Origin of the sequence: Dichotomicrobium thermohalophilum (assembly GCF_003550175.1) — a bacterium.
GTDB classification, from domain to species: domain Bacteria; phylum Pseudomonadota; class Alphaproteobacteria; order Rhizobiales; family Rhodomicrobiaceae; genus Dichotomicrobium; species Dichotomicrobium thermohalophilum.
On sequence record NZ_QXDF01000004.1, the window covers coordinates 104720 to 128245 of the forward strand.

22 protein-coding genes are annotated in these 23526 nt (G+C 64.0%); 13 read left to right on the forward strand and 9 right to left on the reverse strand.

The window, feature by feature from the left end:
• Positions 1 to 4: 4 nt before the first annotated feature.
• Entirely contained in the window at positions 5 to 622 is a 618-nt protein-coding gene (locus tag BXY53_RS13135) for a hypothetical protein (protein WP_147361564.1), read from the reverse strand.
• 295 nt (positions 623 to 917) lie between these two features.
• Positions 918 to 1148 carry a hypothetical protein gene (locus BXY53_RS13140; protein WP_119062464.1) on the reverse strand — a complete coding sequence of 77 codons (231 nt, stop codon included), beginning with the start codon at positions 1146 to 1148 and terminating at the stop codon, positions 918 to 920.
• 196 nt (positions 1149 to 1344) lie between these two features.
• Here BXY53_RS13140 and meaB point away from each other — a divergent pair, with 196 nt between their 5' ends.
• From meaB to BXY53_RS13165, 5 genes are all read left to right on the forward strand, one after another.
• A complete protein-coding gene (gene meaB, locus BXY53_RS13145; RefSeq protein WP_119062465.1) occupies positions 1345 to 2391 on the forward strand; it encodes a methylmalonyl Co-A mutase-associated GTPase MeaB in 1047 nt (348 codons plus the stop codon).
• A complete protein-coding gene (locus BXY53_RS13150) occupies positions 2388 to 2993 on the forward strand; it encodes a pyroglutamyl-peptidase I (protein ID WP_147361565.1) in 606 nt (201 codons plus the stop codon). The genes meaB and BXY53_RS13150 overlap by 4 nt, the downstream gene beginning before the upstream one ends.
• Before the next feature lie 13 nt (positions 2994 to 3006).
• Positions 3007 to 4128, forward strand: coding sequence for a cell division protein ZapE (gene zapE, locus BXY53_RS13155; RefSeq protein WP_119062467.1), 1122 nt, complete (start codon positions 3007 to 3009; stop codon positions 4126 to 4128).
• 72 nt (positions 4129 to 4200) lie between these two features.
• Positions 4201 to 5595, forward strand: a complete 1395-nt coding sequence (locus BXY53_RS13160; protein WP_119062468.1) for an SLC5/6 family protein — start codon at positions 4201 to 4203, stop codon at positions 5593 to 5595.
• Between the two features lie 86 nt (positions 5596 to 5681).
• Entirely contained in the window at positions 5682 to 6443 is a 762-nt protein-coding gene (locus BXY53_RS13165) for a potassium channel family protein (protein WP_119062469.1), read from the forward strand.
• Position 6444: 1 nt separating this feature from the next.
• Here the strand turns inward: BXY53_RS13165 and BXY53_RS13170 are convergent, their stop codons facing one another.
• The 5 genes from BXY53_RS13170 to BXY53_RS13190 form a co-directional block, all read right to left on the reverse strand.
• Complete coding sequence (locus BXY53_RS13170) at positions 6445 to 7128, reverse strand: transglutaminase-like cysteine peptidase (RefSeq protein ID WP_245410475.1); 684 nt, start codon at positions 7126 to 7128, stop codon at positions 6445 to 6447.
• A gap of 101 nt (positions 7129 to 7229) precedes the next feature.
• Positions 7230 to 7850 carry a 2,3-bisphosphoglycerate-dependent phosphoglycerate mutase gene (locus BXY53_RS13175; protein ID WP_119062470.1) on the reverse strand — a complete coding sequence of 207 codons (621 nt, stop codon included), beginning with the start codon at positions 7848 to 7850 and terminating at the stop codon, positions 7230 to 7232.
• A gap of 40 nt (positions 7851 to 7890) precedes the next feature.
• Positions 7891 to 8697 carry a 4-hydroxy-tetrahydrodipicolinate reductase gene (dapB, locus tag BXY53_RS13180; protein ID WP_245410476.1) on the reverse strand — a complete coding sequence of 269 codons (807 nt, stop codon included), beginning with the start codon at positions 8695 to 8697 and terminating at the stop codon, positions 7891 to 7893.
• Between the two features lie 11 nt (positions 8698 to 8708).
• On the reverse strand, positions 8709 to 9248 hold the full coding sequence (gene ppa, locus BXY53_RS13185) for an inorganic diphosphatase (RefSeq protein ID WP_119062472.1): 540 nt from the start codon (positions 9246 to 9248) through the stop codon (positions 8709 to 8711).
• A gap of 180 nt (positions 9249 to 9428) precedes the next feature.
• Positions 9429 to 10778, reverse strand: coding sequence for a glycine cleavage T C-terminal barrel domain-containing protein (locus tag BXY53_RS13190; RefSeq protein WP_210209243.1), 1350 nt, complete (start codon positions 10776 to 10778; stop codon positions 9429 to 9431).
• A 227-nt stretch (positions 10779 to 11005) separates the two neighbouring features.
• Between BXY53_RS13190 and BXY53_RS13195 the strand changes: the two genes are divergently transcribed.
• From BXY53_RS13195 to pepN, 4 genes are all read left to right on the forward strand, one after another.
• Positions 11006 to 11875 carry a phytanoyl-CoA dioxygenase family protein gene (locus tag BXY53_RS13195; protein WP_119062473.1) on the forward strand — a complete coding sequence of 290 codons (870 nt, stop codon included), beginning with the start codon at positions 11006 to 11008 and terminating at the stop codon, positions 11873 to 11875.
• Between the two features lie 174 nt (positions 11876 to 12049).
• On the forward strand, positions 12050 to 14560 hold the full coding sequence (locus BXY53_RS13200) for a GcvT family protein (RefSeq protein ID WP_119062474.1): 2511 nt from the start codon (positions 12050 to 12052) through the stop codon (positions 14558 to 14560).
• A 190-nt stretch (positions 14561 to 14750) separates the two neighbouring features.
• Positions 14751 to 15728, forward strand: a complete 978-nt coding sequence (locus tag BXY53_RS13205; protein ID WP_147361566.1) for a methylenetetrahydrofolate reductase — start codon at positions 14751 to 14753, stop codon at positions 15726 to 15728.
• A gap of 132 nt (positions 15729 to 15860) precedes the next feature.
• Positions 15861 to 18494: an aminopeptidase N gene (gene pepN, locus BXY53_RS13210; protein ID WP_119062476.1), complete on the forward strand. Its 2634-nt coding sequence runs from the start codon at positions 15861 to 15863 to the stop codon at positions 18492 to 18494.
• A gap of 162 nt (positions 18495 to 18656) precedes the next feature.
• On the opposite strand, the gene BXY53_RS13215 is transcribed toward pepN, so the two are convergent.
• The gene (locus BXY53_RS13215; protein ID WP_170144460.1) at positions 18657 to 19238 is read right to left on the reverse strand and encodes a Tll0287-like domain-containing protein; all 582 of its coding nucleotides are present in this window, start codon (positions 19236 to 19238) and stop codon (positions 18657 to 18659) included.
• 41 nt (positions 19239 to 19279) lie between these two features.
• Complete coding sequence (locus BXY53_RS13220; RefSeq protein WP_119062478.1) at positions 19280 to 20266, reverse strand: CHAD domain-containing protein; 987 nt, start codon at positions 20264 to 20266, stop codon at positions 19280 to 19282.
• Positions 20267 to 20401: 135 nt separating this feature from the next.
• On the opposite strand from BXY53_RS13220, the gene BXY53_RS13225 reads away from it, so the two are divergent.
• The 4 genes from BXY53_RS13225 to BXY53_RS13240 all read left to right on the forward strand — a co-directional run.
• Entirely contained in the window at positions 20402 to 21628 is a 1227-nt protein-coding gene (locus tag BXY53_RS13225) for an argininosuccinate synthase (RefSeq protein ID WP_119062479.1), read from the forward strand.
• A complete protein-coding gene (locus tag BXY53_RS13230) occupies positions 21625 to 21831 on the forward strand; it encodes a DUF1737 domain-containing protein (RefSeq protein ID WP_119062480.1) in 207 nt (68 codons plus the stop codon). Before BXY53_RS13225 ends, BXY53_RS13230 begins: the two co-directional genes overlap by 4 nt.
• Positions 21832 to 22064: 233 nt before the next feature.
• On the forward strand, positions 22065 to 22571 hold the full coding sequence (locus BXY53_RS13235) for a GNAT family N-acetyltransferase (RefSeq protein ID WP_119062481.1): 507 nt from the start codon (positions 22065 to 22067) through the stop codon (positions 22569 to 22571).
• A 186-nt stretch (positions 22572 to 22757) separates the two neighbouring features.
• A partial coding sequence (locus tag BXY53_RS13240; RefSeq protein WP_147361567.1) for a hypothetical protein occupies positions 22758 to 23526 on the forward strand: 769 nt, incomplete at its 3' end.

Genomic DNA, 23526 nt, shown 5'->3' on the forward strand with positions numbered 1-23526 from the left:
CGCGTTACAGTTCCTGCTGTGGAGTCAGCGCCCCAGGCTCTCCAGGCGTCACCGGCCGGACCGTATAGAGCACCGGACCCTGGTCGCCATCGGGTGCCATCACCCGGATGGCGATCTTGCCGTCAGCGGTTATGTCTTCCTGGCCCGTGACGACTTCGAAGGTGTAGACGTCGCCGCTGGTTGTCGTGACCGTCAGACGGTCGCCGGCTGTGAGACCGTTGAAGCGGGCTGGCTTCACGGGCAAGGAGGCGGTCTCGCTCTTCTCTGCAGCCTGCTCCGCGAGAACCGGCGCGGGAATCGCGTGGCCGCTGACCTCATCGAGCACGGCTACGCTGGATTTCGCTGGCTTGGAAGGGTCCACGCGCTCAACAATTTTGTCGCCGCTGGCCCCTTCCCGTTCGCGCCAGAGTGGCGCGGCTGCCTGCAAATCGGAGACCGTCGCCCTGTCCTCAAGCGCATGGGTCCATAGCGCCTGATCGAGCGCGCGGCCTGCCTCAGACCACTCAAACTGCGCCGTCTGCCATCCGCTGAAACCAACCGCGGCCGCCAACAGGATCGCCCGCGTTCCGCGCCAGCGCATTACGCGGCTGGATGAGAACAGTCTGCGGCGTAGATACGTCATGTCATCGGTCTCCTGATGCGGCAACGGCGATGATAATAATACCGTAACCGGCACGCTCCGGAAAAGGTTCCTCCCGGATAGCGCGACGATCTGACCTTTTCGTGAAGAAACGCGGAAACTTTGACAAACAACGCCGCCAGACGCACAGACGCGACCGCTCCGAAAGCAGGACCACCTGGCGTACGCAACACCAGTTCCGCCAGGGGTCTGGTTCTTGGGAATGCCCGCCGCGATCCGGCGCATTTGCGCGCGCCGTTCATCGGCCAGTCAGACCACAAGAACAAAAATACAGCTATCACGTTCTTCCGCCGAGAGGAAGCAGGATATCACGAACAACGCTTCCGGGGTTGTCTTTTGGCAACGGCGCCTCCTGCGCCGGCGGCGGGTGGATGCCCACTTCGGAGGAGGCCTGCTTGACGCCGAAGACACCCAGCAAGACGAAGATCGCAAACAGCGCCAGGCCGAACACGAGGTCAGCGAGCGCCTGGCGGATATGCCGCTTCTGATCAGACGGTTGGGTCTCCATATCGTCCCACCTGTTCTCACTGTCTCAAAACGAATCACCGACGCACCACAACTGATACGTGTTTTTTACCGACCTTTTCGGCGACACGTGGCCGGATTTATGGCGGTTCCGAACAATTTTCATGGCATCCGCGCGACTGCCCCGAACGAGGCCGGCATCCTTGCCACGCCGGGCGCTTTTCGCGTATCCGAAAACCATGGGATCGAATGAGACCGGCACCCCGCCGCGGCCACGCCCCAGGCTTGACGCATACGTGACCGGCGTACGCGACGGTGACCGCGCCATGCTGGCGCGCGCCATTACGCTTATCGAAAGCCGCCAACGGCGCGACCGCGCCGCCGCGGCCAAGCTGTTGCAGAGGCTTCTGCCCCATACCGGCGGGGCCTATCGCATCGGGCTGACCGGCTCGCCCGGCGCGGGAAAATCCACGACCATCGACCAGCTCGGCACCAACCTGACTGCACGGGGGCACCGCGTCGCCGTGCTCGCCGTCGACCCCACCTCGCAGCGCACCGGCGGCTCGATCCTCGGCGACAAGACGCGCATGGCCAGGCTCGCCGCAGATGATCAAGCCTTCATTCGTCCATCGCCCTCAGCGGGCACGCTCGGCGGCGTCACGCGCACCACACGCGAAACGATGCTGCTCTGCGAAGCGGCCGGGTTCGATGTCATCATCGTCGAGACGGTCGGCGTGGGGCAGTCGGAGGTCGCGGTCGCCAACATGGTCGATTTCTTCCTCGTCCTGCTGCTGCCTGGCGCCGGCGACGACCTGCAGGGCCTGAAGAAGGGCGTGCTAGAACTGGCCGACATGATCGCTGTCAACAAGGCCGACGGCGATAATGTCGACCGCGCCCGCCGAACCGCAAACGACTACCGGAATGCGCTGCAAATTCTGACCCCGCCAAGCCCGAACTGGCGCGCACCGGTCATCACGATATCGGGCCTGCAGAACATCGGGCTAGACGCTTTGTGGCATCAGATCGAAAGCTATCACGACACGATGACCAAATCCGGCGAGTGGCAGGAGAAGCGCCGGGAACAGGCGGTGGCGTGGATGCATGATCTGATCGAGGCGCGCCTGCGTCAGGCGCTGACCGATGACCCGGCGATTGCCGAGAAACTGAAGGGCCTGGAGGCGCGCGTGCGCGCTGGCGAGCTCGTGCCGAGCCTGGCGGCGGAAGAGATTGCGTCCGCCCTGGGGCTCAGCGCGCTCGCGACGGGAACGGCGGAGGGGGAGAGGTGAGCGCGTCGGGGATGCTGGTCACCGGGTTCGGCCCGTTTCCCGGCGTGGGGTGGAACCCTTCGGGCTGGCTGGTGCAGACGCTGGCGCGAACACATGCGCGCCCGCTGACGGGTGCGGTGCTGCCGGTGAGTTGGCAAAGCGCCTGGGCCGCGCTGGAACCGCTGCTGGAGGCAGCGCGACCGCGTCAGGTGATCCTGTTTGGCGTCTCGCAGGAGGCAACCGGCTTCTGTCTGGAAAAGCGGGCCTACAACGCGCGCGGGCCTCATGCCGATGTGGACGGCGCGTCGCCCAAGGATCACCGATTGCTGCCGTCGCCGGTCGAGACCCTCAACGCGACGCTGCCGCTTGAGCCGATCGCCTCGACCGTAGCGGCGGCGGACATTCCCGTCGCCCTGTCGGAAGATCCAGGCCGCTACCTGTGCAACGCCCTGTTCTTTCATACCCTGCACTGGGCGCACGGCACCTCAACCCGCGTCGGCTTCGTCCATATCCCTCACATCGCCGAGTCGGGGCCACTCACGCGCGCTCAGGCCTTGAGAGGCGCGCGGCTCATCGTCGAAACCGCCGCACGTGCCGAGCAAACCGCACCCGTTACCGCCTGAAGCACGGAATACCATGTCACCAAACCCGCCGGCAGAACTTCGCGAGCGCTACCGTGAAATGCTTCAGTCCGGCGCGCTCCGGCCCGACCCTGCGCAGGCGATGGCGGTGGAGAAGCTGCAACTTCTCGCCAACCGCATCGCGCGTTATCGCCGGCCGACACGCACCGACCCGCTGTCTTTCTTCACCCGCAAGCGCGGCGAAGTGCCTTACGGGCTTTACATCTTCGGCGGCGTCGGCGGCGGCAAGACGATGCTGATGGACCTGTTCTTTGACAGCGTCGACATCCGCGAGAAGCGGCGCGACCACTTCCACGCCTTCATGGCCGAAGTGCATGAGCGTGCCGCGCATTTCCGCAAGACGGCGAAAGGCGACCCGATCGAGCAGGTGGCCAAGGAGATCGCCAAGGACACGCGCCTGCTGTGCTTCGACGAGTTTCACGTCACTGACATCGCCGACGCCATGATTCTGGGGCGGCTGTTCAACGTGCTGTTCGAGACCGGCCTCGTGCTGGTGGCGACCTCCAACGTGCCGCCGCGCGATCTCTACAAGGACGGGCTGAACCGCAACCTGTTCGAGCCGTTCATCGCCGAGCTGGAGCAGCGCGTGGAGGTTCTGGAGCTGTCCTCGGCGCGGGATTACCGGCTGGAAAAGCTGTCCGGTTCGCCGCTCTACTTTTACCCGCTTGATGAAGACGCGCGCGCACGGATCGAGGCGCTCTGGATCAGCCTGACCGGTACGGAACGCGGCGAGCCCCGCGAGATCGCCGTGGCTGGGCGCTGCCTGGATGTCCCCGAGGCGGCAATGGGCGCGGCGCGCTTTACGTTTGCTGATCTGTGCGAGCAGCCGCTCGGGGCAAACGACTATCTGGCGCTGGCCCGCGACTTTCATACCATTTTCGTTGAAGGCGTGCCCGTGATGGGGCCGGAAAAGCGCAACGAGGCCCGCCGCTTCATCACCTTGATCGACGCGTTGTACGACGCCGGCACAGGGCTGATCATGACAGCCGACGCGGAACCCGAAGCGCTCTATGAAGCCGGCGACGGCGCCTTGCTTTTCGAGCGCACCGTCTCGCGTCTGATGGAGATGCGCACCAGCGATTATCTCTCACGCGGCCGCCGGCTGACGCATTCGTGAACACTTGTCACTTCGCGCCGCACTGACGCTCATGCTCAAGTTCGAGCGGTCCCAACGGCAAGGGTGTGCCTCATGACCGAAATCCTTGTGACCGCGCTGGCCGCGCTGATCCTGCTGAGCTTCTTCGTCGCGCCGCTTGCGCGCGACAGCCAGAGCTTTTATCGCGGCTGGGCCGAAGGCGGACGCCCGCCGGGCGTGCTCACGCTCACCTTCTCGCAGGTCACGACGTGGATCTTCGCCCGCTCGCTGCTGACCGCGGCGATCCTCGGCTTTTATTTCGGCATCGCCGGCGGCATCGCCTACGCGGCCTATTACCTTTCGTTCCTGACCGGCTGGGCCATCGTTGACCAACTCCGCTTTCGCCACGGCGCGCGCAGCATCCAGGATTTCATGCGCGAACGCTTCGGCACGCTGGGTACCAGCAGCTACAACTTCCTGATCGCGCTGCGCCTCATCAGCGAGGTTTTCGCAAATCTTCTGGTCGTCGGGATCATCTTCGGCACCGCCGGCTCGACCATCTATCTGCTGGCGGTCTGCGTCACCACGCTGGTCACCCTCGCCTATTCGATGATCGGCGGCCTGCGCGCCTCGCTGCGCACCGACGTTCTGCAAATGAGCCTGTTCCTCGCACTGATGGTGCTCATCATGTTCGCGCTGATCGATCTTCCCGCGACCTCCGTCGCGGCGATCGGCGCAAGCAGCCCCCTGGTCCTCGAAAACGGCTGGAATCTGCTGCTGGTGGCGCTTTTGCAGGTGTGGAGCTACCCGATGCACGACCCGGTGATGATGGATCGCGGCTTCATCGCGGACCGCCGCACCACGCGGGCGAGCTTCCTGCACGCGGCGTGGATCAGCGTCATCTGTATCCTCGGCTTTTCGCTGCTGGGCGTTATCGCCGGCGTGGAAGCGCAGCAGGGCGAGGAGATGATGGCTGTGCTCGCCAGGCTGCTGGGCGACACAACGATGACCCTCGTCAACCTCGCGCTCGTTCTGTCGGCGGTCTCCACGCTCGATTCCACGTTCTCCAGCGCCGCGAAGCTGGCCGTGGCCGACATGCGCATCGGCCAGCCGACGGTCGCTAACGGGCGCATCGCCATGGCGCTGTTCGCGCTCGGCGGGTTGGTGTTTCTCGCGCTCGGGACCGACGACCTCTATGCCGCCGTCGCGGTCAGCGGCACGGCCTCACTATTCCTTGCGCCGGTGATCTTCTTCTCGATCTGGGGCAACATGGCCATCCCGCGGTGGAGCTATCTGACCGCCTTCATTGCGGCGATCGCGGGCGCGGCGCTTTATTACGCGGAAAGCGGCGGACACGCCGACATCATCGCTCCGCTCACCGGCATTACGATCAAATACAACAAGTTGCTGCTGATCTCCGCGACCGTCATGATCATCGGCAACGGCGCGTTCGCGCTTGGGGCATGGTTGAGGCGGCCAGCCACGGCAAAGCCTGCGGATACGGCCTGAGAGGCGGTGGTTTGCGCTTGCGCCGCAGGCCAGGATTTTGAAAGATCGCGGCGTTTTGCCATCCAGCCAATGCCGGTGAGCCCGCCGTGAAAAAATTCATCCGCGAGCTTTATTACGGGACGCATCCCTATTCCCGCGCGTTTCGCTTCACGCTGCTGGCGATCGACACGGCGACGCTGATCTATTTCATAGCCGTTACGGCGCTGCCGCCGTCAGACATCTACCGGACGATCGACATCGGCATCGGCCTTTATATCGGGCTCGACCTGCTGGCGCGGTTCATCGCCTCGACCAGCGCGCGCGTCTATTTCCGCGAGATCAGCACCTGGACCGACGTGGCTGTGCTCGCCTCGCTGCTGGTCCCGGCCGCAGCGGAAGACTATCTCTTTCTGCGCATCCTGCGGATCTTCCGGCTGCTGCGCTCGTACCACATGCTGCGCGACCTGCGTGAGCTCTACCCCTTCTTCCGGCGGCACGAAGAGGTCATCAACAGCGTCTTCAACCTGCTGGTCTTCGTGTTCGTGATCTCGGCGCTGGTGTTCGTGCTCCAGCACCGCACGAACGAGGGCATCAACAACTATCTCGACGCCCTTTATTTCACCGTCACGGCGCTGACGACCACCGGCTTCGGCGACATCGTGCTGCAGGGCACGGTCGGACGGCTGTTGGCAGTCGTCATCCTTGTGTTCGGGGTGGGCCTGTTCCTGCGGCTCTTGCAGGTCATCTTCCGGCCCAGCAAGGTGCACTACACCTGCCCGGACTGCGGCCTGAACCAGCACGATGCCGACGCCGTGCACTGCAAGCACTGCGGACGCGTGCTCAACATCGAGACATCAGGCGGGACCTAGCCTAGCGCAGCTCCGCGTTGGCGGCGGCGACCGACCCGCGACCCAGCCGCGGTGTTAGCGACACCCATAGCTGCGGCGAGCGATAGGACTGGCGCTTGATGAAGGTATAGGGCACGTCGCGCCAGAGGAGGATCCGCGAGTGCTTGTTATCCAGGACGAAGTCGCCCTGGGCCGTGCGCACGGTCAGCACAGCATGGCCGTCGCCCTGCTCGTCGAGCACCACGGTGATCAGCAGCGCGCTTTCCGGCCAGCCGCGCTTGATGAGTTCGCGGCGCTTCAGCAACACGTAGTCCTCGCAGTCACCGGCGCTGTCCGGCATCGTCCAGTACTCCTCGACACCGTAGAGTTCGCGGTCCGTCTTCGGCGCCACCGTGTCATTGATGTAGCTGTTCACGGCATTGAGCATGATCCAGCGGTCGGCGGTCAGATCGAGGCGCCCGGCTCCGCCAGAGGCGCGGCGCACCGTGGACTGTGACCGGCATTCGTCGGCTTGCCGGCGGCAGAAGTCGACGTAGCCGGGCGGCGCATTGGTCAGGCCGTGGATGGGCATGGTCACGCGCCCGGACCGCGGCTGCGGGAGCGCGCTTTTGTGAATAATCGTTTCGCTGTCGAACGCTGCCGCATCCTGCCGCGCCCCAGTCCACGCGATCAAACCCAGAAGCAGCGCAAGCGCAACCCAACGCATGACGAGCATCCTCTCCGAACAAACTTCGGCAAAGGATGCCAGACAGGCATTGAACGAGAGCTAAACCGCCCTGGAAAAACTTATGAAGTTTGCGCAGGAGCTTAGATGGACAGTTCCCGCTTCTCGGCCACGCTGCCGTCGGCATCGATCTTGTAGACGATCGGCACGCCGGTGGCGAGATTGAGTTGGGTGACTTCGTCGCGGGACAGGTCGTCGAGCTTCATGATCAGCGCGCGCAGCGAGTTACCGTGCGCTGACACGATGACGTCCTTGCCCTCTTTCACGAGCGGGAGGATTTTGTCTTCGTAATAGGGCAAGACGCGCTCGGCGGTGTCCTTCAGGCTTTCGCCGCCGGGCGGCGGCGTGTCGTAGGAGCGGCGCCAGATGTGCACCTGCTCCTCGCCCCAGCGCTCACGCGCCGCGTCCTTGTTCAGCCCGGCGAGATCGCCGTAGTCGCGCTCGTTCAGCGCCTGGTCGCGCTCAATCGGGATATCCGTCTGCCCAAGCTCTTCCAGAATGATGTCCAGTGTGTGCTGGGCGCGTTTCAGCGCGCTCGTAAATGCAATATCGAACGTGAAGCCGGCCTCTTTCAACGCGTGCCCGGCCTTGCGCGCCTCCTCGACGCCGCGCTCGCTCAGCTCAACGTCGCGCCAGCCCGTGAACAGGTTCAGCTTGTTCCATTCGCTTTCGCCGTGACGAACGAGCACCAGCATGAAATTCATCTACCTCCCGAAAAGTACCGGCCGGGCCGGCCTCAATACGTTATAGGCCGAGCACGTCGCGCATGGAATAGATGCCGGGCGGCTTGCCGCGCGCCCATAGCGCAGCTTTCACCGCACCGCGCGCGAAAATCTGCCGGTCGGTCGCCCGGTGCGTAAGTTCGACCCGCTCACCCTGCCCGGCAAACACCACCGTGTGCTCGCCCACGACATCGCCGCCGCGCAGCGTCGCAAAACCAATGTCGCCGCTTTGGCGTGGGCCGGTATGCCCTTCGCGGGCCTTGACGGCATGCTCGGAAAGCGCGACCTGCCGACCGCTGGCCGCGGCCTCACCCAGCATCAGCGCGGTGCCTGAGGGCGCGTCGACCTTGTAACGATGATGCATCTCGACGATTTCGATGTCGTAGTCCTGGTCGAGCGCGGCGGCAACCTTCTCGGTCAACGCAGTCAACAGGTTGACCCCCAGGCTCATGTTCCCGGCCTTCACGATCGTGGCATGACGCGACGCGCTGGCGATGCGCTGCTCATCCGACTCGCCGAACCCTGTGGTTCCGATCACGTGAACGATGCGCCCCTGGGCGGCCAAACCGGCGTATTCAGCCGTGGCGTTGGGGCTGGTGAAATCGAGAATACCCTCGCAACGCGTGAACAGCTCCAGCGGATCGTCGGTCACATGGATGCCGAGAGCCCCCACCCCGGCCAGTTCGCCCAAGTCTTTCCCGATGGCTTCGGAGCCGGCCGCCTCGGTCCCGCCGACCAGCGTGGACTGCGGCGACTCATGCACCGCGCGGATGAGCGCACGCCCCATGCGTCCCGCTGCGCCCATGACGGCAAGCCGCATCTCGCTCATTGCGCCCCTCGTCAGACTGTGAGGCCGGATTTGCCGGCTTCAATTGCCTTCAGGATCAGTTCGCGCGCCTCGGCATCGTCGCCCCAGCGGGTGATCTCCACCCATTTCCCATCTTCCAGGTCCTTGTAGCGCTGGAAAAAGTGGGCGATCCGGCGCATCAGCATCTCCGGCAGGTCGCGATAGCTGTCGATGTTGTTGTACATCGCCGAAACGCGGCCGGACGGCACCGCGACGATCTTTTCATCCGCGCCGGCCTCATCGCGCATGTAGAGAACGCCGACGGGCCGGCAGTTCATCACCGCGCCAGGGATGAGTTGGCGCTGATTGGCGATCAGGACATCCACAGGGTCCCCGTCATCCGACAGGGTGTGCGGGACGAAACCGTAGTTCCCGGGATAGCGCATCTCCGTGTAGAGCACGCGGTCGACGAACAGCGTGCCCGACGCCTTGTCCATCTCGTACTTGATGGGTTCGCCGCCGATGGGAACCTCGATGACGACATTGACGTCATGCGGCGGATGATCGCCGATGGGGATGGCATCGATACGCATGGCAGACGCCTTTCTCGTGGTGGCTTGAAACTGCCATGGTGTGTTGCAACTTCCACGCGCCCCGTCAAGCGCGACCGTGCCGGACCGGTCGCCGGGACGAAAAGGCCGGCCCGGAGATCACCCCGGACCGGCGGAGAGGAGACGACCCAGCAACCGTGAGAGCGTGCTCGGTGTAGCGGCCTAGTAGGCCCAGTCGCGGCCGCGTGCCTTGGCGCGCTCGCGTGCGCTCGGATTGACCGACGGGCGGAACGGCACTTCCACCACCTCGGCCGCGACCGGCTCACCAGAACGCTCGGTATAGGCTTCCGGCACCTCGACCAGCAGCCGCGTGCCAAGCTCGGACAGCCGGTGGGGAACCCAGCACAGCGCGATGTTCGTCTGTAGCTCCGGGGACCACCATGGCGACGTGACATAGCCGACACGCCCGCCTTCAGGCTCGGAGATCAACCAGAAGTCATTGGCGTAGTCGGTGATCGGCTGGCCGCCCAGCTTGATGCCAACCATGCGCATCTTGAAGGGGAACCCGCCCTCGTCGATGATCTTGCGCTGGCGCTCAAGCTCTTCCTTGCCGATATAATCCGCCTGCTTCTTGCGCGGCACCTGATAGGCCAGGTTGACCTGGAACGGCGAAGTCTCGCTGTCCATGTCCTGACCCCAGGACAGAATGCCTGCGGCCACGCGGCGGTGGTGGGCCGGGGCGATCACGCGCAGGCCATAGCTCGCGCCCGCGCCGCGCACGGCGTACCAGACGGCCTCGGCGTGGATGGTGCTGTCGTAGGTGTAGATTTCGTAGCCCTTCTCCCCGGTGAAGCCGGTCTGGCTGACGATCACGTCGGCACCGGCCAGCTTGCCACGCATCAGGCCGTAATACGGCATTGTGCGGACTTCATCACCGAACAGCTCGGCCATCAGGTCTTCCGAGAGCGGCCCCTGGATCTGTAGCGGCGACACGTCGATCTCGGCGATGTCCACGTCGAACTTCTTGCCGACATTGACGCCTTGCAGCCACAGCATCAGGTCGCTGTCGGAGATCGAGAACCAGAACTCATCGTTCTCCAGCCGGAGCAGCACGGGGTCGTTCAGGATGCCGCCCTTCTCGTTGCAGAGAATGGCGTATTTGCCGTGCATCGGCTTGATCTTGGTGGCGTCGCGCGTGATCACATAGTTGACGAACGCCTCGGCGTCCGGGCCTTTCACGCGGATCTGACGCTCAACCGCGACGTTCCACATTGTCACGCGGTTCACCAGCGCGTCGTACTCGGCCATCGCGCCGCCGTCCTCCGGGCGGACATAGCCGCGCGGGTGATACATGCGATTATAGACCGTCGCGCGCCAGCAGCCGGCTTCCACGGCGAGATGCCAGAACGGTGACTTCCGCACGCGGGTCGAGATCAGCATCTGCACGGGCGTCGGGCCGGACTGGCGCAGGTTGATCGGGACATGACGATCCGACTGGTCGATGTCGGGAACGTTGGGATGGGAGCGGTTGGGCTCGGTTTCGCTTTCGCTCATTTCGGCCTTCTCCAGCATGGCGGACTTCCTTCTGCCTCGGACATTTATCTCGACGCATATGGTCACAAACCGCAGCGGCATATCGTCCCCAAAACGACTCTTTGACAGCTTGAAATCGGCCTTGCTGCACAGGGGGATAAAGCTGTCGTGTTTGCGGCGTGATAGGAGCGGCGCGAGTCGCAGTCTGCGGGGCGGTGGCAGCCGTCCCGGGGCATGATCGCGGAGCGAAACGAAGGACCGCAGAAATGACTGGCATCGACGCCGAAGACTGGATCGACAGGGTCAGCGGCGGGCTCTCGCCGGAGGCCCTGACCGGGCGCTTGTATACCGGGCGCATACTCTTTTTCGATGGGCTGGCACCCGTGGCGTCCCTCGTCGCCGAGACCCGCGCGATTCTTGAAGACGTCTTTGACGGCGCGCACCCGCCGACCGCCTATCGGGCGCTCGGACTGAGCGGCTTTCGCAAGACGATGCGCAAGGCGCAGAGGCGGTTCGCCCAGTCCCCGGAAATCGCTCGGTACTGGACCGACGCGCTGACGGCTGCGGGCGTTGCCCCGGAAGCGACCTATCGCGACCGGCTTGTGCTGCGCTCGGCTCCGCCGCACGAGACCGCGAACGCGCCGGGCTATGGCCTTCTCCCCGCCCACCGGGATAGCTGGGGCTCAGGTTTGGACTGCCAGATCAATTGGTGGCTACCAATCTACGACCTCGCCCCCGAGCGGACCATGGCCGTTTTCCCGCGGGCCTGGGACCGGAAGGTGGTCAACGACAGCGCCGGCTGGGACGCCAGGCGCGCCCGCTCCGAGCCGGGTTATCCCGAGCTGCCAACGGCGCGCGAGCCGCTGGATTGGCAGGAGGCGCTATCGCTCGTTGTGCCGACCGGCACGCTGATGGCGTTTTCTGCAACGCACCTGCACGCCACCGTGCCGAATACGACCGCTGAAGCCCGCATCTCAAGCGAAACGCGCACGGTGGACCGGGACGATCTCCTCGCCGGGCGCGGCGCGCCGAACGTCGATCGGGGCCCAGTGGCGCCCGGAACCGCCTGGTTTCAGAGGCTTCACGGCGGCGCTTCGCTGCAGGACGATCTCGAAGCTGTGCCGGCACCGCGGTAATCCGGCGCAGCGTCGCAATCGGCCAAGCCGATGTCGCTCTGCGCGCGTCGGTTAATTGCGTCCGCGCGCATGCTTCGCTGTTAAGGCACGCATAAGGACGACGATGGCTTCGGGCCATCGCGCCGGGCACGCTTTTTGTCGAGCTATCACTCAAGCAAAACGGGACAGGCGGCGATGAAGAATCAAGCGCGCGTGGTGGTCGTCGGCGGCGGCGTCGTCGGCGTTTCGACCCTTTACCACTTGGTCAAGAAGGGCTGGTCCGACGTCGTTCTGATCGAGCGAAAGGAGTTGACCTCTGGCTCCACCTGGCACGCGGCCGGCCTGCTGCCGCTGTGGAACATGAGCTACAGCGTGGGCCAGATCCACAAATACTCGGTGGAACTTTACAACAAGCTGGAGGAAGAGACCGGCCAGCATGTCGGGTTCTCGGTCGTCTCCAACATCCGCCTGGCGCAGACGCAGGACCGGATGGACGAATACAAGTATTATGCGGGCGTCGCGGAGACCATCGGCGTGAATGTGCGCTGGCTTACGCCCGAGCAGGTCAAGGAAATCTGGCCACTTTGCAACACCGAAGGGCTGCTCGGCGCGATCCAGCACCCCGATGACGGCTACATTCAGCCCGCCGACCTTACGCAGGCCTTCGCGCGCGGCGCACGCGCGGGCGGCGCGGAGATCTACCGCAACACCAAGGTGACCGGCTTCACGCAGAAACCTGACGATAGCTGGATCGTGCACACCGACAAGGGGGACATCGCCTGCGAGCATGTCGTTTCGGCGACGGGCAACTTCGCCCGCGAGACCGGCAAGATGATCGGCCTCGACCTGCCGGTCATCCCGGTGGAGCATCAGTATATCGTCACGGAGCCCCACCCCGACATCCAGGCGCGCAAGGCACAGGGACTGCCGGAGATGGGCGTTCTGCGCGACTCTGACAGCTCCTGGTACATGCGCGAGGAAGCCGGCGGCCTGCTGCTCGGCCCGTATGAGAAAGGCGCACCGGCCTGCTATGTTGACGGGCCGGATGAGGAAGCCGAATACGAGTTGTTCCAGGAAGACCTGGAGCGGCTGGAGCCGCATATCGAGACCGCGATCGAGCGCGTGCCCGCCTTCGGTGAGGTCGGCATCAAGCAGGTGTATAACGGCGCGATCGCCTACACGCCGGACGGCTCCCCGATCATCGGGCCGGCCTGGGACCGGCGCAATTTCTGGCTCAACGAGGGCCACAGCTTCGGCGTCACGGCTGCCGGCGGCGCGGGCTGGCAGTTGGCCGAGTGGATCGTCGAGGGCGAGCCGTCCATCGACATGATGGGCGTCGACCCGCGGCGCTTCGGTCCATATGCCTCGCGCGGTTACCTCAAGGAGAAGAACGAGGAAGCCTACGCCAACGTCTTTACGGTTCATTATCCTGACGAGGAACGCGTTGCCGCGCGCCCGCTCAAGACCTCGCCCTGCTACGGCCGGATGGCCGAACGCGGCGCTGTGTTCGGTCAGGTCTATGGCTGGGAGCGTCCGAACTGGTTCGCGCCGAAGGACTACGGCATCAAGGTCGAAGACCTGAACCGGCCTGATGTGCTCTGCAACGAGAACTATCCGACGCCCGATGACGAGGGCAAGGTCCGCGAGCTGTGGAGCTTCCGCCGCTCGAACTATTTCGAGCATGTCGGGAACGAGGCGCTCCATGTGCACAACAACGTCGGCGTTCTCGACATGTCGGCCTTCGCCAAGATGATGGTCACCGGCCCCGGCGCCGAGGCTTGGCTGGAGTCGCTGGTCGCCAATCGCATCCCGAAGAAGATCGGGCGGATTGGCTTGTGCCACATGCTGTCACAGGGCGGCGGCGTGCGCAGCGAATTCACGATCTACAAGACTGGTCCGGAGTCCTTCTACCTTGTCTCCGCCGGCGCCTTCGAGCGGCACGATCACGACTACCTGAAGAAGCTCGCCCCGCGGGACGGCAGCGTTCAGCTCCAGCCGATCACGACGCAGTACGGCGTGCTGGTGCTCGCCGGCCCGAAGGCGCGCGACGTGCTCGGCCAGTTGACCGACTTCGATCTGGGCAACGAAGCGTTCCCGTGGCTGACCGGCAAGCAGATCAATATCGGCCATGCGATGGCGCACGCCCTGCGGGTCAACTTTGTCGGCGAACTGGGCTGGGAGCTGCATCATCCGATGGAGATGCAGAACACCATTTTCGATCTGCTGTTCGAGGCCGGTGCGCCCTACGACATCAAGCCATTCGGCATCCGCGCGATGGACACCATGCGCATCGAGAAGTCCTATCGCCTGATCCCGCGCGAGCTGTCGATCGAGTATTCGGCGCTGGAGTCGGGGCTGGACCGCTTTGTCCGGCTCAACAAGCCGAACTTCATTGGACGGGATGCCCTGATCGAATGGCAGCAGCGCGGCTTCAAGAACCGCCTCGTGACCATGGAGGTCGGCGAGATCAAGGACTCCGATCCGCGCGGCAACGAACCCATATATCGCAACGGCAAGCTGGTCGGTCGCTGCACCAGCGGCGGTTTCGGCTGGCGTCTTGGCCATTCGGTTGCGCTGGGCATGGTGCCGCCGGAGATGTCGGCCGAGGGCGAGGAATTCGAGGTGGAAATCCTTGGCGAGCGTTATCCCGCCCGTGTCATTCCGGAAAGCCCGTTCGACCCCGATAACGAACGGTTGAGGTCGTAATCAGGCCCGATGTCGCAAATCGCCATGCCGGCGGCGCGGCTGGGCCGTCCGGTCACTTAACGGCGGAGTAGGCTGATTCTCGTACCGTGGCAGGGTGTTAGCGCGGAACGGCGGTCTCCTCCCACCGCCGCCGCGCCTCCCGCACAACGGCTCAGGACAGGCGCTGAACGATTTCAAGGCGGGTGTGGCGATGAGCGTTTACGACGAAATGGAAGCGGCGGCGGCCCAGGCCGGCGAAGAGCCCGACGAGATCCCCGTCGGCTTTCACCCCGCGGTTACACCGGAAATGAGCGTGGAAGAGCGCGCTGGATGCCTGGCGCGCAACGCTTCCATCGAGATCATTCCCAGCACGGCGGACAAGATCACCGATTTCCGCGAACTGATGCCGCTGGGCGCGCGGGTTTTCGTGCCGTTCCTGCCGCGGGCCGAATTCGCAGACTGCATCCCGCTAGCCAAACGCCTGCGCGATGAAGGCATGGAACCCGTGCCCCACATTGCCGCCCGGCGTCTGCGTTCGCGCGCGGAGCTGACGGACACGCTGGCCGCCCTGCGCGAGCAGGTGGGCTTGCGCGAGGTGCTGGTCATTGCTGGCGACCCGGAGGAGCCGGCTGGGCCGTTCGAGAACAGCATGTCCGTGCTGGAGACCGGAATCCTTGAGGCGTACAGCGTGGAGACGATCTTCGTCGGCGGTCAGCCCGAGGGTATCCCGGGCGTCTCCGGCGAGGCGGTCAGCGACGCGCTGGACTGGAAATACGCCTATGCGAAGCAAAGCCCGGCGGATTTCCGGCTCGTCACCCAGTTTGTGCTCGACCCGGACAACCTGATGGCCTGGCGCCGCGATCTCGCGGACCGTGGCATCGACCTGCCGTTGCATGTCGGTGTCGCCGGTCCGACAAGTCTGAAAACACTGATGAAATTCGCCGGGCTTACCGGCGCCAAGGCGTCCTTCCGCGCGATGCGCAAATACGGCGTCAAGCTCACCCGCCTCAGCGACACGGCTGTGCCGGATGATCTCGTCTACCGCCTCGCCAGCGACACAGAAGGCGCCAAGGTTCACGGCCTGCATGTCTACACCTTCGGCGGCTTCAACAGCGCGGTGGAGTGGCTGAGCAAATGGCGGGCCGGCGCGCCGCAGGATTGCCGCAAGGCCGGTTACGCCACCGGCTGAACTTATGCCCTCTCATAACTTCTCAAGCCGGATGGGGCCGCCCGTCCGGCTTTTTTGTTCGCGCCCCATCTCGGCCGTCCTTGGAATCGCGCTTGCTGGCCTGTAAACAGGACTCAAGCAAAGAGGTAAGCCATGAAAACCGAAGAGCCGCGGACGATTTACCTGAAGGATTACCGGCCGTCACCTTATCTGATCGAGACGGTCGATCTGGACGTTGCGCTGGCGCCGGAGAACACCCGCGTACGCTCGCGCCTCAAGGTCAAGCCGAATGACGATCCCGATGCGCCGGCCGGTCCGCTGACGCTGGACGGCGAAAAGCTGGAGCTGCACTCGGTCAAGATCAACGGTACGCCCATCAATGACTACACCGCCGACGACCAATCGCTGACGATCACATCGCCGCCTGAAGGGCCGTTCGAGGTCGAGATCGAGACGACCTGTAATCCGCAGGCCAACGAGGCGCTTGAAGGGCTTTACCGCTCGGGGGGCATCTACTGCACCCAATGCGAGCCTGAAGGCTTCCGCCGCATCACGTACTTCATCGACCGGCCCGACGTTCTGGCGCGCTATCGCGTGCGCGTCGAGGCGGACAAGCGCGAGGCCCCGGTGCTTCTTGCCAACGGCAATCTTGTGGAGGACGGCGACCTTGACGATGGCCGTCATTTCGCCGTGTGGGAGGACCCCTTCCCCAAACCGTCTTATTTGTTCGCGCTGGTGGGCGGGAATCTGGCCTGCGTGCAGGACAGCTTCATCACGAAGACCGGCCGAGCAATCGATCTGCGCATCTACGTCGAGCCGGGCAAGGAAGGCCGCTGCGGCTGGGCGATGGAGAGCCTCAAGACGGCGATGCGCTGGGACGAGGAGCGTTTCGGGCTGGAATACGACCTCGATATCTACATGATCGTGGCCGTCAGCGACTTTAATATGGGTGCGATGGAGAACAAGGGGCTGAATGTCTTCAACGACAAGCTGATCCTGGCCCGGCCCGACATCGCCACCGATACCGACTATGAGTCCATCGAAGCGGTCATCGCGCATGAATACTTCCATAACTGGACGGGCAATCGCGTCACCTGCCGCGACTGGTTCCAGCTTTGCCTGAAGGAAGGGCTGACCGTCTTCCGCGATCAGGAGTTCACCGCAGATCAGCGGTCGCGACCCGTGAAGCGCATCGAGGATGTGCGGCTTCTGCGCGCACGCCAGTTCTCGGAAGATGCCGGCCCGCTGGCGCATCCGGTCCGCCCGTCCTCATTCGTGGAGATCAACAACTTCTACACGCTGACCGTCTATGAGAAGGGCGGCGAACTGTGCCGGATGCTGCACACCATGCTTGGCGAGGATGGGTTTCAGGCCGGCATGAAGCTCTATTTCGAGCGCCATGATGGGCAGGCGGTGACTGTCGAGGACTTCGTCGCCGCGATGGCCGATGCCAACGACCGCGACCTGAGCCAGTTCATGCGCTGGTATAATCAGGCGGGGACGCCCGAAGTGGTCTGCCGGTTCGAGCATGACGCCAGCGAGAAGACGGCGAAGCTCCATGTCACGCAGGTGCATGCGCCTTCGCCCGGCCAGCCGGAGAAGGAGCCTGTGCCAATCCCGCTGCGCATCGGTCTTGTGGGCCCGGACGGCGAGGACATGCCGCTGATCCTGAAAAATGGAAGCGAGGTTCCGGGCGGCCTGCTGATGGTGACGGAGCGCGAGCAGACTTTCGAATTCGCGGATGTCGCGCACCGGCCGATCCCCTCTCTCCTGCGGGGGTTCTCGGCACCGGTGAAGCTGTCCAGCCCGCTGGATGACGCCGATCTCGACTTCCTGATGCGGCACGACAGCGACCTGTTCAACCGCTGGCAGGCGGCGCAGACACAGGCGATGAAACGCCTGGTGGCGATGGCGCGCGGCGAAGGCGAGTTCGTTCCTGACGTGCGCGAGTTCGCACTGGCCGTGGGGCCGACGCTCACGGACGACTGGCTGGAACCAGCCTATCGCGCGGCTTTTGCCGTGCCACCGAGCGAACTGGACATCGCCCAGGAAATCGGTGCGGATGTCGACCCGACCGGGGTTCACAAGGCCCGGCGTGACCTGCGCGCCACCCTCGGCCATACGCTTCAGGGCGATCTGCAGCGTTTGTACGAGGACTATGCCGTTCCCGGTGAATACCAGCCGGACCCCGACAGCGTCGGCAAGCGGAGCCTGCGCAACACCGCCCTGGCGCTGCTGGCCGCGGAAGAAACCGAGGACGGCGTGAAGCGTGCGCAGACCCATTTCAAGAACGCCGACAACATGACCGACAGCATGGCTGCGCTGCGCATTCTCGCGGGTCTCGACCGGCCGGAGCGCGACGAGGCGCTGGAAACATTCTACGACCGCTGGAAGGATGAGCAGCTTGTGCTCGACAAGTGGTTCGCCATCCAGGCACAATCGACGGCGAGCGACACGCTCGATCGCGTCGAGCGCCTGCGTCGCCATCCGGCTTTCTCGATCAAGAATCCGAACCGCGTGCGCGCGCTGATCGGCGCGCTGGCGCACGGCAATCCGCTGCACTTCCACTCCGCGGACGGCCGCGGCTACGAATTCGTCGGCGAGTCGATCATGGAGATCGACGGCTTCAACCCGATGATCGCTGCGCGACTGGCCAGCGCCTTTTCGAGCTGGAAGATGCTGGAGCCCGGCCGGCGCGCAATGGCGCAGCAAATGCTGGAGCGCATCGCCGCCAAGGAAGGTTTGTCGCGCGACACCAGCGAGGTCGTCGGCAAGATGCTGGGCTAGAGGGTGTCGACCTTACGGCACCGCCTCGCGCGCATCATTCCGAGCGAAGCGAAACACTCCGGCCAAGCCGTCGGCGCCGGATTGTTTCGGCCCGCCGGGCCTCGCAATGCCGTATCACTTGGGCAACGAAGTCCGCGCTCGTTGCGGTCCGGCAAACCCGCTTTAGTTGATCTTGCGCGAGAGCGTGAAGGCGCCGCGGATTTCGCCCGCCTCGAAGCCGACGGCCTCATCCTGCGGATAACGTTTCAGGATCTCCGCGCGCAGGTCGGGATCGACGTTGGTGCCGTGACAGGTCGCGCATGGCTTCTCCGCCAGCGGGATCGCCTTCATGTAGCGAAAGGTGGTCTCGCCGTCGCTGCTGACCACTTTCGTCACGGAAAGCGTCTTCGGGTCCGCGCCTTCTTCGCGCTGGGCGATGAAATCCTCCAGCACCTTGCGCTCCCACTCATCCGGCGCGTTGTCCTGGTTGCGCAACCTGAGCGCCGTGCGCCCCACATCCCAGTCATGTTTCGCCGCAACATCGCGCGTTACAGCCGGCGCAGCCTCTTGACACACGCCGATCGCACCGACCGGTCCTTCGTTCTTGAGCGCGCGCTTCAGCTCGCCCTTCAGGTTGGTCATGAAGTCCTTGATGATCGCGTTGGCTTCGGCGACGTAGGCTTCTGTGTCGACCTTCCCGGTCTCGGCAGCGGCGGGTGCGGCCAGAGCGGACGACGCGAGCACGGCAACAATCAGCTTTTTCATCGTCATTCTCCCGGACATGACTGGCGTGCAATAACGTATTTCTACCGCGCGATATTAACGACTTTGCCGCCCTGGGCCAAAGGCTCGATGTCGGCCTGTGCCTTCACCACCTCTGGCGCCGTCTCCCAGTACGCCATCAATGCCTCTTCCAGCGCCCTCGGCGGCAGCGCGTAAAGCCGGCGCCCCCGGACAAAGGCAGCGTTCCGCAGGTCCGCCTGCCGGGCTTGCGCCGCTTCGATCAGCGCGTCCACCGCATCGCGTGCCCCAAGGATCGCTCGATTCTGCCGGACGAACTCGATCAGCACGCTCAGGTCATGATCCTCGCCGATCAGGTCGGACAAATCGCTCGCCAGCGCAATGCGGGGCGTGATGGCCTCGGGCCAGGCGTTCCGCACAAGCTGCAGCTGGCGCCAGTGGCGCTGCACATGCTTGCGCCATTCGTGAAAGATCTCGTCGTCGCCCCGGCGATAAGCCTGGTTCATGATCTTGCGCCCGCCGGCATATACCGTGCGCACACCCGCCGCCAGCGGTGCGAAGCTGTCGCCTTTGACCGGCAAGTCTGCAAACGCCTCACGCGCTTCAGCCAGAACCCGCTGGGCCTGCCGCATGGCCGCGTCACCATCAATCGGCACAATCCGCGCGCGCTTGGCATCCAGCCACACACGCAGCGCCGAGGGCACTTCGCCGGCCGCGCCGAGGTCGCGCTGCTCGGCCAGTTTATCGAGGGTCTGGCGCATGACGTGCACATCGCGGGCCCCTGACAGCGCGCGGCCGAGATCGCGGAAACGCCGGTTCTCGCGCTTGTAGACCTTCGGCTTCAGCACGGGGCGGATCATGTCAAGCAGTGCGCGCATCCGCTTGAAGCACTTGCGCGCCTCATGGATGCCGGTGTCGCGGTCCTCGCTGGCGAGCATACCCACTGCGCGCTCGATCTGGCCGATGCCGATGCGACGGACACCGTCGGCCAGAGGTTCATCGAGTTTCAGGCGATAGCGCATGATCTTGGCCTCTCGCTCCGCGCCACGCATACATCTTGCCAATCACTTAACATCGGCAATGCGTCGCGTCTTGTCGAGCCTCGCCCTCGCCGGCGCCCTCTTGCCGCCTGCCCGGCAATCGGCTATGCCCCGCACAAACGCGTAACAACAAGGACATGACGCGCCATGAGCGACGCCGACGCCCCCATCCGCAAGGTCGTGCTGGCCTATTCCGGCGGCCTGGACACCTCCATAATTCTCAAGTGGTTAAAGGTCACTTACGGGTGTGAGGTGGTGACCTTCACCGCCGATCTCGGCCAGGGCGAGGAACTTGAGCCGGCCCGGCGCAAGGCAGAGATGCTGGGCATCCGCGAGATCTATGTGGAGGACCTGCGCGAGGAATTCGTGCGTGATTACGTCTTCCCGATGATGCGCGCGAACGCGGTCTACGAGGGCGTCTACCTGCTCGGCACATCGATCGCGCGGCCGCTGATTGCCAAGCGCCAGATCGAGATCGCGCGCGAGACCGGCGCGGACGCGGTCTGTCACGGTGCGACTGGCAAGGGCAACGATCAGGTGCGTTTCGAGCTGGGTTATTACGCGCTTGCCCCCGACATCAAGGTGATCGCCCCTTGGCGCGAGTGGGAGCTTGGAAGCCGCGAGGCGCTGATCGACTTCGCCGAGAAGCACCAGATCCCGGTGCCGAAGGACAAGCGCGGGGAAGCGCCGTTTTCCTGCGACGCGAACCTGCTGCACACCTCGTCGGAGGGCAAGCTGCTGGAAGACCCGGACGAGGAAGCGCCGGAATACGTGTATCAGCGCACGGTCGCCCCGGAGGATGCGCCGGACAAGCCCACCTATGTCGAGATCGGCTTCGAGCGCGGCGATGCCGTGTCGATCGACGGCGAGCCGCTTAGCCCGGCGACCCTGCTGGCGCGGCTCAACGAACTGGGCCACGACAACGGTATCGGTCGGCTTGATCTCGTCGAGAACCGCTTCGTCGGCATGAAGTCGCGCGGCATCTACGAGACGCCCGGCGGCACGATCCTACTGGCGGCGCATCGCGGCATGGAAAGCATCACGCTCGACGGCGGCGCGGCGCATCTGAAGGACGAGTTGATGCCGCGCTATGCCGAACTGATCTATAACGGTCTGTGGTTCTCGCCCGAACGCGAGATGCTGCAGGCGGCGATCGACCAGAGCCAGGCGCATGTCTCGGGGACCGTTCGCCTCAAGCTGTACAAGGGCAGCGTCAGCATCGTTGGCCGTCGCTCGCCGCAATCGCTCTATTCGCAGGACCTTGTCACCTTCGAGGAAGGCTCCGGCTACGACCAGAAAGACGCCGAAGGCTTCATCAAGCTGAACGCGCTGCGCCTGCGCCTCGTCGCCGCGCGGCGGGAGCGCCAGTCGTGAAGGCGTACCGCCTGCTGACCGGCAAGGACAACAGCGGCTTCTGCCACCGGGTGACGGAGGCTCTCAACAACGGCTGGGAACTCTACGGCGGGCCGAGTGTGACATTCGATCCGGTGCGCGGGCATGTCGTCTGCGCGCAGGCCATCGTCAAGGATGCGCCTGAGCGCGTTTACGCGCCGAACATCAAGCTCGGCGACCTCTAAAGCGTGATCCGGCCTGGTCGAATCCGGTCAACTTTCGTCATTGCCGGACTTGATCCGGCAAACTAGAAGGTCGCTCTGTGTCCTGACAATGGATCACCGGGTCAAGCCCGGTGATGACGGTCGAGGCGACGCCAGACTAAGGATAGGCAGGCCGGGCATGACGTGGTTGTGAGGAATCGATCCTCCAGGAGCAGGGCTTTGCCGCGCTTTCGCCGCAATGTATAGTCGCGCGCATGACGAGCGCGCTGATCGACATCCGCCACGCGACCGCGGAGGACGCCCCTGCCCTGGCGGCCGTGCGTGAGGAAGCGTGGCGTGCGACCTATCAGGGGCTGATCCCGCATATCACGCTGCAGCAGATGATCGCCTCGCACACGCCGGGCTGGTGGGAGAAGCTGCTGCGCATGGGCGCTTCGGTCCTGCTGCTCGACTTCGACGGGCAGACGCAGGGCTACGCCACCTATGGCCGCTCGCGTCATGGCCCGGCCGGCTATGAAGGCGAAATCTATGAGCTCTACCTGATGCCGGTGTATCAGGGTGCGGGGCTGGGCCGGCAGTTGTTCGAGGCGGCGCGGCGCGAGCTGGGCCGGCGCAACCTGCAGGGGCTCGTCGTCTGGTCCCTGCGCGACAACGAACAGGCCTGTGCGTTCTATGAGGCGCTCGGCGGACAGCCCGGCGGCACGGCGATCGAGCGGCTCGGCGGCGAACGGCTGGAGCGGATCGCCTATCTGTGGCCCTGAGCGCTGTTGCGCTGCGGCAACCCCACGCTTTGGTTGCGCTCAACCGCGTCCACAACCCTCTTTACATGAATCGCGGCGTGAGGCCAAAAAAGCCGCCGCGCCTTGCCATTGCGCGTTCAACTTGCACGGAGCGGCGGTTAACGCGGCATTCCCGCCTGGACGAAGACGAAATTCGGAGCAACATCAATGAACCTCATCAGCAAGACATGCGCGGCGCTGAGGGGCGATTTGACACCGGGCCCGCTGGCTGCAGCGCCTCATCATGGCTTTTCATTACATGCTCGTTGCCTGAGCCGGCCCACCATCCTGGCCCGTGACAGCCGGGGCAATGACACCGGCGGCACAGGCAGCATCCTGCACAGGGCGAACAGGAGGCCGGTGCACGCGGAAAGGGCTGCCGGAACGACATTCCACCGATCTGCTCTGATGGTATGCCTCCTCGTGGCGCTTCTGGCGGCTATCAGCAACCAGGGCGCTCAGGCCGAGGAGCAAACATTCAGAGTCGAGCAAAACACGATCAATCTTCAGAAAAAAAGCGGTAGCTACGACGACCCGATACAGTACACGAAGGACGTCGATATTCCTGAAAATGGAGAAATTCGTGAAATAAAATTTAATATTACGCTAATATACGGCTTCAAAGGCGACGATAACAATGAGGACACTGTGGAGATTGAAGTCAATGGAACGGAGATATATTCAAAAACACTGTCTTCTGGATATTGCTATGATGTTATTGATATTAACTTGAAACTTGCTAACGATGAAATAGCCGCCTTCGTTGATGGCGAAAATACCATTACTATTCAGAAGGATTGGGAAGATGTTTTCAGATGCCCTGTAACTGGTTTGGTCGAGGAAGGTTCTTTTACAGTAACCACCGCGAGACCCAACACGGCGCCCGTGGCGAAGGACGACAGCTTCATGACCGGTGAGGATAACACGGTCAGCGGCA